At 56.8% G+C, this 16,674-nt stretch carries 14 protein-coding genes; 11 read left to right on the top strand and 3 right to left on the bottom strand.

Annotation, left to right across the window (positions count from 1 at the left end):
* Positions 1-11: 11 nt before the first annotated feature.
* From AAFN83_RS14440 to AAFN83_RS14430, 3 genes are read right to left on the bottom strand one after another with little or no spacing between them, the layout of a single operon-like run.
* Positions 12-779 carry an ABC transporter permease gene (locus AAFN83_RS14440; protein ID WP_347770540.1) on the bottom strand — a complete coding sequence of 256 codons (768 nt, stop codon included), beginning with the start codon at positions 777-779 and terminating at the stop codon, positions 12-14.
* 43 nt (positions 780-822) lie between these two features.
* Entirely contained in the window at positions 823-1,650 is an 828-nt protein-coding gene (locus AAFN83_RS14435) for an ABC transporter permease (protein WP_347770538.1), read from the bottom strand.
* Positions 1,647-2,375 (bottom strand): ABC transporter ATP-binding protein, encoded by a 729-nt coding sequence (locus tag AAFN83_RS14430; RefSeq protein WP_347770536.1) that lies wholly within the window; start codon positions 2,373-2,375, stop codon positions 1,647-1,649. Before AAFN83_RS14430 ends, AAFN83_RS14435 begins: the two co-directional genes overlap by 4 nt.
* 228 nt (positions 2,376-2,603) lie before the next feature.
* Between AAFN83_RS14430 and AAFN83_RS14425 the strand changes: the two genes are divergently transcribed.
* The 11 genes from AAFN83_RS14425 (at position 2,604) to AAFN83_RS14375 (ending at position 16,573) form a co-directional block, all read left to right on the top strand.
* Positions 2,604-3,374 (top strand): MerR family transcriptional regulator, encoded by a 771-nt coding sequence (locus AAFN83_RS14425; RefSeq protein ID WP_347770534.1) that lies wholly within the window; start codon positions 2,604-2,606, stop codon positions 3,372-3,374.
* 535 nt (positions 3,375-3,909) lie between these two features.
* On the top strand, positions 3,910-4,944 hold the full coding sequence (locus AAFN83_RS14420) for an NADH:flavin oxidoreductase/NADH oxidase (RefSeq protein ID WP_347770533.1): 1,035 nt from the start codon (positions 3,910-3,912) through the stop codon (positions 4,942-4,944).
* 11 nt (positions 4,945-4,955) lie between these two features.
* On the top strand, positions 4,956-5,399 hold the full coding sequence (locus tag AAFN83_RS14415) for a MarR family winged helix-turn-helix transcriptional regulator (protein WP_347770531.1): 444 nt from the start codon (positions 4,956-4,958) through the stop codon (positions 5,397-5,399).
* A gap of 169 nt (positions 5,400-5,568) precedes the next feature.
* Positions 5,569-6,258: a futalosine hydrolase gene (locus AAFN83_RS14410; protein ID WP_347770529.1), complete on the top strand. Its 690-nt coding sequence runs from the start codon at positions 5,569-5,571 to the stop codon at positions 6,256-6,258.
* On the top strand, positions 6,258-7,097 hold the full coding sequence (locus tag AAFN83_RS14405; protein WP_347770768.1) for a 1,4-dihydroxy-6-naphtoate synthase: 840 nt from the start codon (positions 6,258-6,260) through the stop codon (positions 7,095-7,097). Before AAFN83_RS14410 ends, AAFN83_RS14405 begins: the two co-directional genes overlap by 1 nt.
* A 28-nt stretch (positions 7,098-7,125) precedes the next feature.
* Positions 7,126-8,007, top strand: coding sequence for a sugar phosphate isomerase/epimerase family protein (locus tag AAFN83_RS14400; RefSeq protein ID WP_347770527.1), 882 nt, complete (start codon positions 7,126-7,128; stop codon positions 8,005-8,007).
* 110 nt (positions 8,008-8,117) lie between these two features.
* Positions 8,118-9,050 (top strand): manganese-dependent inorganic pyrophosphatase, encoded by a 933-nt coding sequence (locus AAFN83_RS14395; protein WP_347770525.1) that lies wholly within the window; start codon positions 8,118-8,120, stop codon positions 9,048-9,050.
* 228 nt (positions 9,051-9,278) lie between these two features.
* Positions 9,279-10,313, top strand: coding sequence for a LacI family DNA-binding transcriptional regulator (locus AAFN83_RS14390; protein ID WP_347770523.1), 1,035 nt, complete (start codon positions 9,279-9,281; stop codon positions 10,311-10,313).
* A gap of 376 nt (positions 10,314-10,689) precedes the next feature.
* Positions 10,690-11,721, top strand: coding sequence for a LacI family DNA-binding transcriptional regulator (locus tag AAFN83_RS14385; RefSeq protein WP_347770521.1), 1,032 nt, complete (start codon positions 10,690-10,692; stop codon positions 11,719-11,721).
* 439 nt (positions 11,722-12,160) lie between these two features.
* On the top strand, positions 12,161-13,516 hold the full coding sequence (locus AAFN83_RS14380; protein ID WP_347770519.1) for an ABC transporter substrate-binding protein: 1,356 nt from the start codon (positions 12,161-12,163) through the stop codon (positions 13,514-13,516).
* 117 nt (positions 13,517-13,633) lie between these two features.
* The gene (locus tag AAFN83_RS14375) at positions 13,634-16,573 is read left to right on the top strand and encodes an extracellular solute-binding protein (protein WP_347770517.1); all 2,940 of its coding nucleotides are present in this window, start codon (positions 13,634-13,636) and stop codon (positions 16,571-16,573) included.
* The last annotated feature ends 101 nt before the right edge of the window (positions 16,574-16,674 follow it).

The raw sequence follows: 16,674 nt of genomic DNA, 5'->3' as shown, positions 1-16,674 counted from the left end.
TGACGAGCGCCTTACTGGCGCCAATCTCTTTTCTTCCAAAGGAGGAGAACAGCGCTATACGCCATCATAACACAGAGCGCAGAGACCACGAGCATGCTGGTTCCGCCTTCCCCGCCCAGGAGGGCAAAGATCGCATCCGACGAGCTGAAGAGGAATGAGAGGCGATCCGACACGTACATGGCTCCGATAAGTCCGCATACCGTGCAGGCGTAGGCGAGAATGGGATGAGGCGCAATCGTGGAGAAGAACGCCGCAAGGGCGAGCACCGCCAGCTCCACGAGATAGAAGATCAGGTAAAAGACAACCGTATACGCAAGCGCTTTGCCTGGACCTACAGGGGACATCCCCAGAAACTGCGTCGTCTCGGCGGAAGGGAGAAACAGTCTGCCGAAGGCCGTTCCCACGACCCCGGTAACCAGTGTGAGAGCGAGGAGCATGAGTGCCTGGACCAACCATTTGGCCGTGACCAAGCGGGCATGGGAGACTGGACGCAGCAGCATCATCCGATAGGCGCCAGAGGTATATTCCCCATTAAAGCTGTCCGCGGCCAGCATCGGAATGAGTAGGAAATTGAGCAAGATGGACAACTCTCGCAGCAGATAAGGGGAGAGATTCAGCTCGTCCAGGTGGAAGGAGCGGGTGATGTCGACCATTCCGGTTCCCATCGCTTTCAGGAAAACACAGATGAACAGAACAGCCAAAAAATAAAGGATAAGGATGACTTTGGTTTTCGTACGGGCCATCATGCGGGCCCATTCGCCTTTCATCAGGTTAAGCATCGGACATAACTCCTTTCGATTACGGAAAAATAGGACAGGCGCCTTACACCCAACGGTCTCTTCGCGTGAATACGGCATAAGCAGCTGTGCTGAACACGAGCAGGTACGTGGCAAGGACTCCATACATCCAGCCTGCATAGCGGGGAGGTTCGGCCAGGAGGTAGACGATTCCTTGCCACTGGATCATGGGGATCGAGGAGAAATACAGGCGGAAGAAAAGGTTTGTCTCGATCAGCGGAGCAAAATAGCTGAGCAGCATCGGGGCGGTGAGAGAGACGATGAGAAAGCCGAGGCCCAGGCCCATCGCCGTCGTCACCGTTGGGCTGATCACGGCAAGGAAGACGAGGACAGCCGTCATGGCCGCGAGCGAGAGCAGGGCAATGCCGTAGAATTGCAGGGCATACAGCAGTCCGCCCATGTAATCCACCGTCCCCTCCCGGTAAAAGAGCGGGAACGCCTCCGAATGCGGCAGCATGACGGCGCCGACCAGCAGGGTCGTGAGCAAGTAGACGAGGCAAAGCGTGGTGATCGCCGCGAATAGGATGATGGCTTTGGCCGCGAGGAGCTGGCCGAACGTATAGGCCCGCTGCATCACCATCCGGAGCGCCCCGGATCGGTATTCGTCCGTGATGACGTAGGCGGCCAGCACGATGACGGCGAGGTTGAAGGCGGTGAGGAGCATCTCCTCGAAGCCGAGCACGCTGAAATTGCCGGCAACGGCATACTGCGGGAGGCTGGCGTCCGTTCCGGCATTCGCTTTCTTCATGTAGGCCGCTGCGGCATAGGCGGAGACGGGGACGGCAGCCAGCATGAGCAGGAAAATGCGATGCTTCCACAGCCGCTGCCATTCACTATGGAGGAGTCGGATCATCGGAGCATCCTCTCCACGAAGGCATCCTCCAGGCTTTCGCTGCCGCTTCGAAGCTCATCGGTCGTGCCGTGGTAGACGAGCCGTCCCTCCTTCATGAGCACCACCTGCGGGCAAATCTTCTGGATTTCGTCGAGCAGATGGCTCGAGATCAGGAAGGTGAGGCCGCTCTGATCGTGCAGCTTCTGGATGAGCTCGCGCAGCTCGCGAATGCCCATCGGGTCGAGGCCGTTCGCGGGCTCGTCGAGGATGATCAGCTCGGGGCGGCCGAGAATGGCCTGGGCGATGCCGAGCCGCTGCTTCATGCCGAGCGAGTAGGTGCCGACGCGGTCATGCTCGCGTCCCTCCAGCCCGACGGTTGCGATCACCTCGCGGACGCGATCCTTCTGCTCCGCAGGAGAGAGGCTCGCATCGAGGCGGGCGAGGTTCAGCAGGTTGCCGCTGCCGGTCAGGTACGGGAAGAAGATCGGAGACTCGACGATGGCGCCGAGCTTGGCGAGCGCTTCCGGCCGATGGGTGTGCACATCGGTGCCGCCGATGGCGATTGAACCGGAGGTCGGGCGAATCAATCCGGTGATCATGCGGATGAGGGTGGTCTTGCCGGCGCCGTTCGGGCCGAGCAGCCCGCAGATTTGCCCCTTCGGAACGGAGAAGCGAAGCGAATCGACCAGCTTTCGGCCGCGGACGGTTTTGGTTACGTTTTGGACATCCAGAACAAGGTTTGTCATGGGGTTCAACTCCTTCTGGTGAACAGGATATCGCGCAATTCTCAAGAAAGAATAAAGGAGCGGTACCTGGACCGAAGGAATCCTTTGATTCGAGGCGGTTTCCGAGGCGGTTCCTTGCGAATAGGCGGGAACTGCTTTTTCGATTGAGACATAAAAAGGGCTAAAAATGGCGCTTGACCTTCACGTTGCGGAAACGTTTAAGCTGAGGGAAGTCGGGAGGTGCATCCGGTGGAATACACCATTCAAAAGCTGGCGAAATTAGCGGGCATCAGCACGAGAACGCTGCGTTATTACGACGAGCTCGGGCTGCTTGCGCCGGGACGCGTGAACTCGTCCGGGTATCGGATTTATGGAGCAGCGGAGGTGGATTTGCTGCAGCAGATTCTCTTTTACCGCGAGCTCGGTATGCCCCTGGAAGAGATTCGCGACGTCGTCCATTCGCCGGGCTTCGATGCGTCGGCCGCGCTTCGGGAGCACCGGGAACGCCTGGTGGAGAAGCGGATGCAACTGGACCGGCTCATTGCAAGCGTCGAGAAGACGCTGTATGCAGCGGAAGGGAGAATCGTCATGAGCGATCAACAGAAATTTGAAGCCTTCAAGCGCGAGAAGCTGGAGGACAATGAGCGCAACTACGGACAGGAGGTCCGGGAGCGCTATGGAGAAGCGGCTTACGAGGAGAGCAAGAAACAATGGAACGGCATGACGGAGGCGGATTACCGCAGGCTGTGCGAAACGGAGGAAGCGATGCTTGCCGCCCTGCTCCGAGGCATGGATGAGAAGAACCCCTCCGGCGAAGCGGCCCTGCGTGCGGCCGAGCTGCACCGGGAGTGGATCACGTCCCATTGGGGCTCGTACTCGCCGCAGGCACATGCAGGCGTCGCCCAGATGTACGTCGATGACGAGCGGTTCACCGCTTACTACGACAAGCATCGGGAGGGGGCGTCCCGTTTCCTGCGAGATGCCGTGCTGGCGTATACGGCGAGCCTGCCGCAAGAATAAGCGTGGAAGGCAGCGCCAGCAGTATGGCACTAAGGTAATGGTAGAAGCATAGGGGCAACATGGGGAGAAGTATCAGGGTAACACGAGAAGCCTAATTGAGGATCGGTTCGCTGCAGGATGGCGATCCGGTCCTTTTTGGCGTTCTGATCCATTCATGGGGCCCCCAAAGGGCGGAGCTTTTGAGCAGGATTCGGACTGCGAAAAGAATACAAAGGGAGGTTGACGGCAAACGAAGAGAGGGAGTATACTGCAATTACATGCATGTGCATGCATTTATAAGGATGGATGGAGAAGAGCTCGAATGGAATACTTCCCTTTTTCATGAGTGTCTGATCTTGAGCAAGTCTCCCCCCGCTCCATATCACCTGTCCAATAGGTTGAGCACCTCGTGTGTGGCATTGGAGGTTGTGAGAACTTGGAGGCAAGATGCTGCTCCCCTCCTTATGAATGCATGACCAGGCATAGAGCCGTGTTTCACTTGGGAGCCTAAGAGAGACTGGGCTGCCGACTATTCCGTATTGAGGGAGTGGAGATCATGAACGATTTGTTTACGCCTTATCGCATCAAGGGCCTAGAATTGAAAAACCGGGTTGTCCTTCCGCCGATGTGCCAATATTCGGTGCCGAACAAGGACGGGGTTGCCACCGATTGGCACTACCTGCATTATGTGAGCCGCGCGATCGGAGGCACCGGATTGGTCATTATTGAGATGACCGATGTAGAGCCGGATGGCCGCATTTCCGATTATGACCTCGGGCTCTGGTCGGATGACCACATTGCGCCGCTTGCTCGCATCGTCGAAGCCAGTCATACTTACGGAGCCAAGGTGGGCATTCAGATTGCCCATGCCGGCCGCAAGGCAGAGGATGCTGAGGTTCCGGTAGGACCGTCGCCGATTCCGTTCGATGAAGGCTGGAAGACCCCGCGGGAATTGACGACCGCTGAAGTCAAGGACATGGTGGAGAAGTTCCGTCACGCGGTGCGCCGCGCCGTCAAGGCGGGCTTTGATACCATCGAGATTCACGGTGCTCATGGATACCTGATCCATCAATTCCATTCTCCGCTCACCAACAAGAGAACGGATGAATACGGACAGGATCGAACCCTCTTCGGAGCGGAGATCATCCGCGCTGCGAAGGAAGAAATGCCGGCTGATATGCCGCTCTTGCTCCGCATTTCCGCACAGGAATTTGTGGATGGCGGTTATGGCATCGAGGAAAGCATCGCGTTCAGCAAGGTTTACCGCGATGCAGGGGTTGATGTGTTCCATGTCAGCGCCGGAGGCGAAGGCCCGATCGGGGCTGCCGGACGTCCCGGCACGCATGCGGGCTACCAAGTGCCGCTTGCCCGGAAGCTCAAAGAAGCCCTTGACGTACCGGTGATCGCCGTGGGACGATTGGATGATCCGGCACTCGCGAATGCGGTGATCGGCAATGAAGATGCCGAGCTGGTGGCCGTCGGCCGCGGGATGCTGAGAGATCCCAACTGGACGCTGAATGCTGCCGAAGCGCTTGGAAAGAGCACGGACATTCCGAAGGCGCTGGAGAGAGGATACACCATTCGAAAGTAACAGGAGGTAGTATGAAGGAGCAACCGAACGGGCTGATTGACGGGTGGCTCGCGCTCACCCAGGTCCAACTGGGCGTCGCTGCAAAGCTGGAACAGGAATTGCAGGCCCGCCATCGGCTGTCGCTTAACGACTTTTACTTGCTCTATTTCCTGTCTGTCGCTCCAAACAAAAAGCTGAGGCTGCAGCAGCTGGAGGGCATGATCGGCCTCAGCCAGAGCGCCGTCTCCCGGCTTGTCAGCCGCTTCGAAGCGAAGACTTGCGGTGTTCTGCAGCGTCATGCTTGTGATGAAGACCGCCGCAGCATCTACACGGCGCTGACGGAGCTGGGCGATGCGAAGGTGGAAGCCGCAACGGCTACCTTCCGCGAGGTCCTTGCCGAAGCCCTCTCCGAACGGGAGCTGGAGCAAGCCTTGAGCACCTTGCTCGCCGCGCGGGATGAAGCGGCGGACAAATAAGCGAAGTAGACTTCCAGGATAAGGCTCCCCTGACCCAACCATTTGGGCAGGGGAGCCTTTTTCGTGTGAGGAGTCCAGGGCTTGAAGCCGCCCGAGCGCCTCATTTGCTTTTGCCGAGGGGGGACTATACACTTTTAAGGAGAATACGAACGAACAAGGAGCTGCCGCAATGACCCAACCTTCCTCCCGCACCGGCAAGGTGCTCGTGCTCGCCGCCGTCGAGGCCGAGCTCGTCGCCCTCGCGCCGCTCGCCGATTCCCCGCGCGTCCAACTGGCCCTGGCCGGCGTCGGCCCCGCTGCCGCGGCCGCGCGAACGGCGGCGCTGCTGGCTGCGGCTCCCGGCGCTTACGCGCTCGTCGTGAGCGCTGGCATCGGCGGCGGCTTCCCCGGCCGAGCACGGCCGGACGAGCTCGTCGTGGCGACGGAGAGCGTCGCCGCCGACCTGGGCGCCGAGACGCCGGAGACGGACCAGCCGGGAGGAGGCTTCCTCCCGCTGGAGGAGCTCGGCTTCGGCGTAAGTCGTTACCCCGCCGATCCGCACGCGGCGGGGTGGCTGCTGCGGCTGCTGCGGGAAGCGGGGCTCTCCGCCGTGGAAGGCCCGGTGCTGACGGTCAGCACCGTCACCGGGACGGCGGAGACCCTGGCGGCTCGCAGCCGCCGGGTGCCCGGAGCTGCCGCCGAAGGCATGGAGGGCTTCGGCGTCGCAGAAGCCGCGCAGCTCTTCGGCCTGCCGTTTGCCGAGCTGCGCGCGATCTCCAACGCCGTCGGCCCCCGTGACCGCGGGGCCTGGCGGATGAAGGAGGCCTTCGCCGCGCTCGAAGCGGCAGCCTTGATCGTGAAGGAGGCTTTAAACGAATGATGCGCATCGCCTTTTCCCCTTGCCCGAATGATACCTTTGTCTTTCATGCCTGGGTCCACGGCCGGATTCCCGGCGCACCGCCGCTTGACGTCACCTATGCCGACATCGACGTGACGAACAGCCTTGCCCTGCAGCCGGACGGTCCCGAGGTGCTCAAGGTTTCCTACGCCGCGCTCCCTTGGATGCTGAAGGAGTACGCGCTTCTCCCCTGCGGGGGAGCACTAGGAAGAGGCTGCGGGCCGCTCGTGCTGACGCGGGACGGCTCGTCCGACCCCGCCTTCCTCGCCGGAAAACGGGTGGCCGTTCCGAGTGACCGCTCGACGGCCTACCTGCTCTTTCGCCTGTGGGCCGCCCGTCATGTCCCGAACGGTGTCGGCGAGATCGTCGTCATGCCGTTCGATCGCATCATGGCTGCCGTGCGAGACGGGGAGATCGACGCCGGGCTCGTTATTCACGAGGCGCGCTTTACCTACCCGGCTTATGGTTTGACGCTTCTCGCCGATATGGGGGCATGGTGGGAGCTGGATACCGGGCTGCCCATTCCGCTCGGTGCGATCGTTGCCAGACGAAGCCTCGACCGGAAGGCCTTGGCGGAATGGATTCGGGCTTCCGTGCGTCATGCCTGGAAGAACCCGGAGGACTCGAGGCCTTACGTGCTCCAGCATGCCCAGGAGATGGACCCGCAGGTGGCGGACGCCCATATCAAGCTGTACGTAAACGAGTACACGGAGGACCTCGGACAAGAGGGCAGGAATGCCGTGAGGGCCTTGCTGAACCGGGCGGCGGAGGAAGGATTGGTTCCCCGGGTACCGGAGGAATGGCTTACCGAGCTGTCCTAGCGTTTCCAACGAAAAAGGAGGACAAGAGATGGACGAGCCGAACAAAATCGGCGTGATTGCGGACAGCTTTCGCGCCGGGCTGGAGGAGAATCTGCTCAAGGCCAAGCAGGCTGGAGCCGACGGGGTACAGCTCTATGCCGTATCGGGAGAGATGGACCCGGAGAAGCTGCAGCCGTCTGATCGGAGAGCACTGGTTCGCAGACTCGATGAGCTCGGCCTGGGCTTGTCCGCGCTCGTCGGTGATTTTGGCGGCCATGGGTTTCAGGATGCGGGAGAGAATGGGCGGCGAATCCGGCAGGTCAAGCGCGTGCTTGAACTCGCTGCGGATCTCGGCACGCCGGTGGTTTCGACCCACATCGGTATCGTGCCGGAGGAGGAGGGAACGCCGGCCTACGCCGCCATGCAGCGAGCCTGCATGGAGCTTGGCCTATACGCTGAATCGCTTGGTCTTCGGCTGGCGGTGGAGACCGGGCCGGAGCCGGCCGCCCGGCTTAAGGCCTTCCTGGATTCCCTCGGAACGAAGGGTATCGCGGTCAATTACGATCCCGCCAACCTGGTTATGGTGATGGGGGATGATCCGGTGCAGGGGGTCCACACCCTGCGGGAGTATATTGTTCACGTCCACGCCAAGGATGGAATCCGCTTGAGACCCGTCGATCCTCGCCAAGTGTACGGAGCGCCCGGCTTTAACCGGAACTCGCTGGAGGTGGACCGCGATTTCGCGATATTCGGCCCACATTTTCTGGAGACGCCGCTCGGGAGCGGAGCCGTTGACTGGCCATCCTGCTTGCGAGCCCTTCGCAGCATCGGGTACGAGGGATACCTGACCATTGAAAGGGAGGACGGCGTACGCCCCGAGGTGGACATTGCGAACGCCGTCCGCTTTTTGCGCGTGCTGATGCGTTCCTAAAGTCTTTCGGGGGTGAAAATCCTCTGGCTGCAAGGTATAATCGTAGCAAGCGCGTGTTTGTTCAAGCACGCATAGGGATTTATACTCTTCAATATATAAGGAGTCGGATTATGGAAAAGACTTTGATCTTCGGACACAAAAACCCGGACACGGATTCCATCTGCTCGGCGCTCGCCTACGCGGCGCTCAAGACAAGCCTCGGCTTTGAGGTGGAAGCGGTTCGTCTCGGAGCCGTCAACGGTGAAACCCAATACGCGCTCGATACGTTCGGGGTGGAAGCTCCGCGCCTGATCGAGACCGTGGAAGGCGTGAAGGCAGGCGTTATTCTCGTCGATCATAACGAAAAGCAGCAAAGCGCGAACGGAATCGAGCATGTTCAAGTGAAGGAAGTGGTGGACCATCATCGGATCGCCAACTTCGAAACGTCAGGACCGCTATACTATCGCGCAGAGCCGGTAGGCTGCACCGCGACGATCATCCTCAAGCTGTTTAAGGAGAAGGGGGTACCGGTTCCGGCGAATATTGCCGGGCTGATGCTGTCCGCCATCCTGTCAGACTCACTCCTCTTCAAATCGCCGACGTTTACGGACGAAGATCGTGCAGCTGCGCTGGAGCTGGCCGAGATCGCAGGCGTGAACGCAGAGGAATACGGCTTGAAGATGCTGAAGGCGGGAGCAGACCTCAGCCAGAAGACGATCGCCGAGCTTCTTTCCCTGGACGCTAAGGAATTCGGCATGGGCAAGAGCAAGGTGGAGATCGCCCAGGTCAACGCCGTGGACCCGGCAGAAGTCTTCGCCCGCCAGGTCGAGCTGGAGGATGCGCTCAGCCGCATCATTCAGGAGAAGGACCTGGACCTCTTCCTCTTCGTCGTGACCGACATCCTGAAGAACGATTCCACGGCTCTCGTGCTCGGCCGCGCTTCGCAAGCCGTAGAAGAAGCCTTTGGCGTCACCCTTGCAGACCGCAAGGCTGTCCTGAAGGGCGTAGTCTCCCGCAAGCTGCAGGTCGTTCCAGTGCTCACGGATGTTCTGTCCAAGGCATAATGATCGACTCATTCCTGCTAAACTCGCATCGACTGTCAACCGTTTCTCCCTATGCGGAGAAGCGGTTTTTCTTTGAGGGTTCGGTACGTTTTTCCCGGCTGAACCGAATTTCGGTCGGGTTTTTCTCCAAGAAAGCGCTTGAAATTGTACTGAACCGGGGCGGTATGCTACTCTTTGTAGAGGAGTGAGGGGAAGTCCCCAGACTGTCGAGAGTAGGATGAGGCAACAATGAAAAATAAAGTGACCATACAAGAGATAGCCGATTTAACCGGCAAATCCAAGTTCGCCGTTTCCCGTGCCTTATCGGGCAAGCCAGGGGTTAGCGAAGAGACGAGAGAACTGATTGTACGCACAGCGGGACAGCTGGGGTACTACAAACGAAAGGAAGCAAAGGATGCTCGTCCGGCAGCAAGAGAACCAAAGAGAGAGCTGCCTTCGGCAATTCCAACGCTTGTTCCTGCATCCGGCGCCATCCTCGTGCTTTTTCCGAGCATTCGGGCGCAATCCCGGACATCGACCTCCTGGAGCTCGGTGTTCGACGGCATTGCTTCCCGGTTGACTTCTTGTCCTTATAATGTGTTGACCCTGACCGAGCCTTCGGGGGATTCCATGTTTCAATTGCTGAATCCGGTCGCGCTCAAAGGAATCATCGTGTTAGGCCCGGTGTCCACGCCGAATCTGCTGGAGATGAGACGGCTTGGAATCCCGGTAGTCATGGTGGACCATGCCGATCCCGCTTTTCCTTGCGATATCATCACAACGGACCATTTTTCCTCCATGCGCGAGCTGGTCGTCAAGCTGATCAGCAAAGGCTGCCGCCGCTTTCAATTTGTCGGCGACCCCGGCGGCGGGCTTTCTTTTCAAGAGAGAAGGCTTGCATTCCGCTCGGTTCTGGAGGAGTACGGCCTTCCCTATGAGCAGAATCCGGATCTGATCAGCCGGGACTCCCTGGAGCAGGTCATCCCTCGGGTGCTTCGCAAGGATCGTCTGCCGGATGTCTTTGTCTGCTCGAACGACGATACGGCTGCTCTCGTCCTGAAGGCTTGCAAGGAGCTCGGAATCTCCATCCCCGGGCAAGTCGGCGTAACGGGCTTCGATGATTCAAGACCGGATGCGGAGCCGCTGCTCACGACCGTTCATGTCAACCTGGAGCACCTCGGAGCAAGAGCGGCGGACAAGATGCTGTGGAGAATCGAGCACCCGGGCTCCCATCCGGAGAAAACCTTGGTTTATGCGGATCCGGTCTTTCGTGAATCGGTTTAGGGAAGAGAAGCGGAAACAGTCAGGTATAATGGGGAAGATCGATAGAAGGAGGACTCGCGGGAGCGGGTCCTTTTCGTTTGGTGATCGGTGCTCCTTTTTTCCTAACGTCGAAAAACGGAATGGGGGCAGGATAAAGAATGGGTTTTCAGATAGCGCTTACTTGATAGGTAGTTCGACCCCTTTTTTCGTATAAATAGCGGATTTTTCGCGGTTTTTTTGAGTGTCGAAAAAAAACAGTTTTACAACAAAACGTTATGTTGTAGAATAACAAATGTGGCGGCACAAAAACCACTCAACCGAACAAACATTCTTGGGATAGCGATAACCGAAGAGTCGCCTAGAGCTTCTAAAAACTGCGGAATATAGGATGATGAGGATGCGGGGCAAAGTAACCATTCAACAAATAGCAGACTTGACCGGGGTATCCAAATTTGCTGTCTCGCGCGCACTGTCCGGTAAATCCGGCGTTAGCAGCCAGACGAGGGAGATGATTCTGCGAGCTGCGGGTCAACTCGGGTATTTTAAGTCCCGGCCGATGACCGAGGAAGCCGAACGCCTGCAGCCTGAATCGAGAGAAGGATCGGGAACCATTCTTGTGCTCTTTCCGAATATCCGGTACCAAAACAAGGACTCCTTGTATTGGGGGCCGCTGTTTGACGGAATATCTGCTCGACTGAATCAGAAGGGGCGCGATATCCTGACGCTGACGGAGCCGACGGGGGACCGCTTGTTTACCCTGCTGAACCCGGATGCCATTCAAGGCATCGTGACAGTGGGGTCGATCTCTACTCCCATTCTCCTTGAGATCAAGCGGCTCAACATCCCGGTGGTGATGGTCGACCATCTGGATCCAGCCTTCCACTGCGATATGGTCTTCACCGATAACCTGTCCTGCATGAGAGAGCTGATGATCAAGCTGATCAGCCGCGGGTACAAAAAGTATCAATTCATCGGAAACATCCGCGACGCCCAGAGCTACTACGAGCGCTGGATCACCTTTCGAGCGACGCTGGAGGAATTTGATATTCCCCATCAGCAGATTCCAGCTCTGATCAGCCCGGAGGTGGAGAACATTCACGGCCTGCTCCCCGATATGCTGGAGGGACAGGAGCTTCCTGAAGTCTTCGTATGCGTCAACGATACGGTGGCCACCTTCGCGATCGAAACCATGCAGAGGATCGGCATCAGTGTTCCCGGTCAAGTGGCGGTAACCGGCTTTGACAATACCTACGAGGAGATGCCCATCCTCGCCACGGTGAACGTGAATGAGGAGCTTCTGGGGCGGCGCGCGGTGGATCTTCTGTTGTGGAGAATCCAGAACCGGACGACCTCCTTCGAAAAGCTGCTCATCCAGGCGGATGTCATGGTGCGGGAATCCTTCGCGCTAGTGAAGGAAACCGTATCCTGACCCAAACGAACTCGAACGAAAGGAGAGGGTTTGCCCCAGGCAAACCCTCTTTTTGTTAGGTTATTATGAAAGCGCTAGTCATTCTAAGAAGAAAAGAAGGAAAAAGCCCTTCAAGTTGTTGAAAGCGATCTCTTTGGGAATGAAATCGATACCAAAGGATCGAAAATGACAGTGAGTTGGATCACAGTTCCTTATAATTTCAAAAAACTTGAATATCCGTTGGAAAATCAAATAAATCTTTATTGACGGAACTAGCATACGATGTTATTATTTTTTTTGTAAAACAAAACAAAATGAATAACAAACGGTGGTGGTTATTGGTTTTGTTTTTGACTTGTCTTATTGGTTCATGAGGCAAGAATGCAAGGAATGGGTCGGGGTCAAATGTATGCCAGCAATCGTACATCTGATGTCCACAAATCAAATGGGAGGTTTATTCATGAAAAAGATGAAAGTGCTTACAATTTTGCTTGCAGGCATGATGCTTTCGCTTTCGGCTTGCGGTGGCAAAGAGGCATCCCCAAGTACATCTCCTTCTGAAAACGCTACCAGCCCCAGCGCATCGACTGCGCCGGCTGCCACGCCTACGCCGGAAGAAGTACCGGACCTTGGCGGCCGCGTGATCAAGGTATCGGCATGGTGGGATCTGAAGCCGGCTGGCAACACGGCAGGCGAGAAAGCCCGTCTTGAGAAGATCGCTGAGGTTGAGAAAAAATACAACGTTAAATTCGAATTCGTCAATGTACCGTTTGAAGAGTACATGAACAAATTCACGACCACGGTACTGGCTGGCGAACCGTTCGCTGATATCGTGCAAATGGAATACAAATCCGCTCTGCCTGCTATCCTGAAGGGTCAACTGCTTCCGGTTAGCGAATACACCACTCCGGAAAACAATATCAACAAGGAACACAATCTGCTGGAAAAACTGCCGGCTATCGCAGGCGGCGAATACGCATTCGACAACCCCGTTGTACTGGGTCTCGGCATGCACTACAACCGCGACGTGTTCAAGAAGCTCGGTCTTCCGGACCTGCAAGAGCTGTACAACAAGGGCGAATGGAACTGGGATAAGTTCCTCGAAATCGCTAAGCAAGCTACGAAAGACACCGATAACGACGGTAAGACCGACGTTTGGGGCTTCTCTGGCTGGTCTCTCGATATCGTCCGTCACCTGACCGTTTCGAACGGCGGCGTGACTGTTGACGCTACGAACAAGAAAGAAGGTCTTTCCGATCCTAAGACGATCGAAGCAACCGAGTTTGTTAACAAGATGTATAACGTTGACAAGGTTGTCAAAGTGAAGACCGGCAACAAGATGGACTGGAACGAATCCAACACGTTCAAAGACGGCGATGTCGCAATGTTCACCGCTGCTGAATGGATGCTTCCGGACACCAAGTTTGACTTCGGTGTAGTTCCGATGCCGCAAGGCCCGAACGGCAACAAAGAAGCTACCTATGCCAACACCGCCCAATCCGGCAAGTTCATTCCGAAGGGTGTTAAGGATCCGAAGCTGGTCTACCAAATCTTCGAAGAAACGTTCGACATTCCTCCTACGGAAGAATATGCCGGCCAAGATTACCTGGAAAGCCTTTACAAGCACCAAGAAGACATCGACATGGTTCGTCAGCACATCGCTCGTACGGGCGTAACGACCTTGGATGACGCTTATCCGGACTATCCGACGTATGCATTCGTCGAAGACGTTCTCGTGAAGAATACCTCGGTAACGGCTGCTGCTGAGAAATACAAGCAACAAGCACAAGCAGCAATCGAAAAGCTGGGTCAATAAACCAAAAAAGGTCGAGTCACAATGGGGATGTCGTGGAGACCTCCCCATTGTGTTTGATCTCAGAATTCGGATTATGAGTAGCCGCAGAGAATAGCGGTGTGTGAGAGGGGGACTAGCATGAGCGGGAAGAAGCGGCGTTTTCATAAAGCAGGAAAAATCTTGACCGTGTGGCTGGCAATCGGACTTCTGATGCCTACCAGCGGTCACGTTCTCTATGCAGAGGAATCGACGAATACCGCAGCAACCGAACAGACGGCTACGACTAGCGAGTCGGACCTGACGGTAGCGCCAACGGGCATCGCCTACAGCCAGTATTTGAAGCAGTACAGCGCCATGCCTCGCCCTGACCGGGAGATCGTCCTGAAAGCAGGAGAGCCCGGCGTGGTGGAAGGAACCGATTTTAAGAGGTTGGAAAACTATGAGGGCCAGTCGGGAACCTCTCTTTATACAGGAGAGACGGGAAAAGCAGAGTGGACCTTCCAGGTTGATGAGGAGGGTCTCTACAATATCTCGGCTCTCTATTTCCCCGTCGAGGGGAAAAGCTCGGCGATCGAACGCTCTTTGCTGATCGATGGGGAAACTCCCTTCGAGCAGGCAAAGTATTTGCAGTTCGACCGGGTTTGGGGCAATGAGAAAGAAGCGGTAGAGAAGGACAACCAAGGAAATGACCTTCGTCCAAGACAGGTGGAGCATCCCGAATGGAGGGAAGGCTTCTTCAAGGATTCGGACGGGTATGAGGTCGAACCTTTTCTCTTTTATTTCACGAAAGGCCAGCATACCCTGACGCTCGTCTCGACGCGCGAGCCGATGGTCATCTCCCAGATCAAGCTCTATCAGGAAGATGCGCCGCTGCCTTACGAGAAAGTGCTTGAGCAGGCAAAAGCGAATGGGATGAAGGAAGCGACGGGGGAACCCATCGTGATCGAAGCGGAGCAGGCGAGTGCCAAATCCTCACCGACGCTCTATCCACAGAGCGAGCGCTCCAGCTCCGCAGTGTCCCCTTACAGTGCCTCCAAGGTGCGCATCAATACCATCGGCGGCTACAACTGGCGCTTGCCGGGCCAATGGATCGAGTGGGAATTCGAGGTTCAGGAAGAAGGGCTGTACAACCTGTCCTTCATCTCGCAGCAGAACTTCGTTCGCGGCATTTACTCGACCCGTAAGCTCACGATCGACGGCAAGGTACCCTTTGAAGAGATGAAAGATGTCGCCTTCAAGTACAAGAGCGGCTATCGTCTCGACAAGATGGGCGGAGACGAGCCTTATCTGTTCCCGCTCACGAAGGGCAAGCACGTGCTTCGCATGGAAGCGACGCTGGGCGAGTTCGCTCCGCTCATCGACGAAGTGAAAACCAGCCTTTTGAACCTGAACTCCATGTACCGGAAAATCCTGATGATCACCGGGTCTACGCCCGATGAAGTTCGCGACTACCGGCTGGATACGCAAATTCCGGATCTTCTCTCCACCTTCGAAACGGAGAAAGAACGCCTGCAGACGACGGCCAAGAAGCTTGTCGAACTGTCCGGGCAAACCGGCGACCAGGATGCGCTCCTGAAGACGATGGTGCAGCAACTGGACGAAATGATCAAAAAGCCGGATACGATTCCGCGTCGGCTGAATGCTTACAAAACCAACACCGGCGGTCTCGGCACCTGGCTGCAGCAAGCCCGCGAGATGCCGCTGGAGTTTGATTCGATTCAGATCACTCCAACCAATAAGAAGCCTTCTACGAAGGGCATGAGCTTCTTCTCGAAGCTGAAGCATGAAGCAGGCACGTTCCTCTACTCCTTCTTCATCGACTACAGCCAGATCGGGAATGTGTCGGAGAACAGCGAAGATGCAAAATCGATCACCGTATGGATCGGCAGCGGTCGCGACCAAGCCAACACGATCAAGGCGATGATCGACGAATCGTTCACTCCGAAGACCGGCATCAGCGTAAACCTGAAGCTGGTTAACATGGGTACGCTGCTGCCTGCTACTCTGGCCGGCAAAGGACCGGATGTCGCCATGCAGATCGGGAATGACCTTCCGGTCAACTATGCGATGCGGAATGCCGCAGCCGACCTGACCCAGTTCCCGGATTTCCAAGAGACCATCAAAGCCTTCCGGGACAGTGCGATGGTGCCTTATACGTATCGCGACGGGGTTTTTGCCCTGCCGGAGACCCAAACCTTCAACATGCTGTTCTATCGCAAGGACGTCCTTCAGGAGCTGGGCTTAAGCGTTCCGCAAACGTGGGATGATGTTGCCAACCTGCTGGCGGTTCTGAACAAGAACCACATGGACCTCGGACTGCCCGTCGTCGCACAGGCGCCGAACCAATGGACCAACCTGCAGCCGAACTCCATGTTTGCCACGCTTTTGTTCCAGAACGGCGGTCAATTCTACAAGAACGACGGAGAAGCCTCTGACCTGGATGCCAAGGTTGGCGTCGAGGCGTTCAAGCAATGGACCGAGTATTACACGGACTATAAACTGGAGCGCGAATATGACTTCGCGAACCGTTTCCGTACGGGTCAAATGCCGATCGGCGTAGCCGATTATACGATTTACAACCAACTTGTCGTCTTTGCGCCGGAAATCCGCGGCCTGTGGGGCTTCGCTCCTGTACCGGGGACCCTCCAAGCGGACGGAACGATTCGCCGGGACGTTCCTGCCGGCGGAAGCGGCACCCTCATGCTCGAGCATGCCAAGGATAAAGATTCGGCATGGCAGTTCATGAAATGGTGGACGAGTGAAGAAGCGCAAACCTTGTTCGGACGCGAGATGGAAGGACTCATGGGTGCAGCTGCCCGTTATCCAACCGCGAACATCAACGCGCTCGACAGCCTGCCTTGGCCGACGGAAGACTACAACAACCTGAAAGCCCAGTTCGAATGGGTTCGCGGTGTTCCGGAAGTTCCCGGCGGTTACTTTACGGGCCGACATCTCTTCAACGCCTTCTATAAAACCGTTGTCGGTCAAAAAGAGGCACGAGAGACACTCATGGACTACATTCAGTACATCAATGATGAAATCCGCAACAAGCGGGAAGAGTTTAACATTACGCCGTAAGGAGGACCGCGACGATGGCATCCACCAATACCCCGTTAGACAAGAGCGGTCAGCCGGCAGGCCGTCCGCTTGGAGCCCGCACCTGGTGGCAGCATAAGCTG

Origin of the sequence: Gorillibacterium sp. CAU 1737, assembly GCF_039888655.1 — a bacterium.
In the GTDB taxonomy this organism is placed as follows: Bacteria; Bacillota; Bacilli; order Paenibacillales; family NBRC-103111; genus Gorillibacterium.
The sequence above is the reverse complement of the archived record's forward strand: the minus strand, read 5'-3'. Positions and strand labels throughout refer to the sequence as shown.

Excerpts from the sequence above, each read along its gene's own strand:
- AAFN83_RS14440 (WP_347770540.1), bottom strand. The coding sequence starts at position 779 with ATGCTTAACCTGATGAAAGGCGAATGGGCCCGCATGATGGCCCGTACG.
- AAFN83_RS14435 (WP_347770538.1), bottom strand. The coding sequence starts at position 1,650 with ATGATCCGACTCCTCCATAGTGAATGGCAGCGGCTGTGGAAGCATCGC.
- AAFN83_RS14430 (WP_347770536.1), bottom strand. The coding sequence starts at position 2,375 with ATGACAAACCTTGTTCTGGATGTCCAAAACGTAACCAAAACCGTCCGC.
- AAFN83_RS14420 (WP_347770533.1), top strand. The coding sequence starts at position 3,910 with ATGAACGATTTGTTTACGCCTTATCGCATCAAGGGCCTAGAATTGAAA.
- AAFN83_RS14415 (WP_347770531.1), top strand. The coding sequence starts at position 4,956 with ATGAAGGAGCAACCGAACGGGCTGATTGACGGGTGGCTCGCGCTCACC.
- AAFN83_RS14410 (WP_347770529.1), top strand. The coding sequence starts at position 5,569 with ATGACCCAACCTTCCTCCCGCACCGGCAAGGTGCTCGTGCTCGCCGCC.
- AAFN83_RS14405 (WP_347770768.1), top strand. The coding sequence starts at position 6,258 with ATGCGCATCGCCTTTTCCCCTTGCCCGAATGATACCTTTGTCTTTCAT.
- AAFN83_RS14400 (WP_347770527.1), top strand. The coding sequence starts at position 7,126 with ATGGACGAGCCGAACAAAATCGGCGTGATTGCGGACAGCTTTCGCGCC.
- AAFN83_RS14395 (WP_347770525.1), top strand. The coding sequence starts at position 8,118 with ATGGAAAAGACTTTGATCTTCGGACACAAAAACCCGGACACGGATTCC.
- AAFN83_RS14390 (WP_347770523.1), top strand. The coding sequence starts at position 9,279 with ATGAAAAATAAAGTGACCATACAAGAGATAGCCGATTTAACCGGCAAA.
- AAFN83_RS14385 (WP_347770521.1), top strand. The coding sequence starts at position 10,690 with ATGCGGGGCAAAGTAACCATTCAACAAATAGCAGACTTGACCGGGGTA.
- AAFN83_RS14380 (WP_347770519.1), top strand. The coding sequence starts at position 12,161 with ATGAAAAAGATGAAAGTGCTTACAATTTTGCTTGCAGGCATGATGCTT.
- AAFN83_RS14375 (WP_347770517.1), top strand. The coding sequence starts at position 13,634 with ATGAGCGGGAAGAAGCGGCGTTTTCATAAAGCAGGAAAAATCTTGACC.